The sequence below is a fragment of the Caballeronia sp. dw_276 genome, assembly GCF_018449635.1.
Taxonomy (GTDB): domain Bacteria; phylum Pseudomonadota; class Gammaproteobacteria; order Burkholderiales; family Burkholderiaceae; genus Caballeronia.
Window position 1 is genome coordinate 1 of sequence record NZ_JAAVUV010000057.1, and the last position, 1,092, is coordinate 1,092.

1 protein-coding gene is annotated in these 1,092 nt (G+C 62.4%); it reads right to left on the minus strand.

Translation table 11 applies throughout. The annotated features are described in order from the left end of the window. Positions 1–815: 815 nt before the first annotated feature. The coding region (locus HB633_RS30590) for a phosphopantetheine-binding protein (RefSeq protein WP_213781858.1) at positions 816–1,092 on the minus strand (277 nt) is incomplete at its 5' end.

Genomic DNA, 1,092 nt, shown 5'->3' on the forward strand with positions numbered 1-1,092 from the left:
ACACGCTCTCGCGCGCAACAGGCCGTAATGCGTGTTCGCCCGCATCGGCTGAAACTGCTTGCGCCGCTTCCGCTTCCGCTTCTTCGTACAGCAAGGCAATCAGCGCTTCGCGCAGACTGCTTTCCGTATCGTCGCTCATGCCCTGCTCCTGTCTGCTTGTTCGTGCGCCGTCATCAGGGTGCGATCGGTGTCGCACGCGAGTCGATTCATCGAGAGTTCGTTAAGGCTCGCGGGTATCGCAGCCGGGATCGCCGCACGAGCGGCATGACGCGGCGCCGGATGCGCGCACGCAAGCTCCGGGCGAGCGACGCCTGCGGCGATGCAGCGGCATGCCGCACGCGGAGACCGACCACCTCCGAAGGAAAACTTCCGATAGACGTTCCGCCGTAACGGAACGAGGGACTGGTTGCAAATGCCAGGAATTGCAGGTCTCCAGACTTTTATCGTGACGCCGGGACTTGCTCCGCCCTTGCGTCCGCCATGACAACGACTGATCCGAACATGATTTCGTGTCCTGCGCGTGCCACGAGGGCGTACCGCGCAACTGCTGTAATCGGCCCTGGAAACAGCAAAAAGGAAGGTGTCACCTCCCTCGGTCGCGAGGCTCCAGGGTCGCGTTCCGCATGCCAATTCTTCGAGATAGTTAAATCAACTTTCATGCCATGCAGCGGCCTGGGCCCGCGAAAGCATAAGTTCATGTTTCGTAAGCACTTCGACCCCATGCCTGCGCGCGCGCTCCAGACCGGGTGGCGGCTTTCCCGGAACGCCATCCAATAAGTGTCCGCAAAACGGCACGCCCGCAGGCGTGCCGGCTATCACTGCATCTCGTCCTCGCTCGGCACCCGCTTCGCCGCCTTCCTTTCGGCCAGCATCCTGATCAGCTCCTCCTGCGACAAACCCTCCACCTGTTTGCGGATATCGGCGAGCGTGTCCGCCGGTTTGCTGCTTTGCTGCGCGATCGCCACGACGGCCGCGTCGATACGCTGTGCATAGGTGTCGAGGTCCGATGCCTCGAACACGGTCCGCAGCGGTAGCTCGACGCCGAATGCCTGTTTCGTCCGGGCCGTGATCTGCCCGGCCAGCAGCGAATGA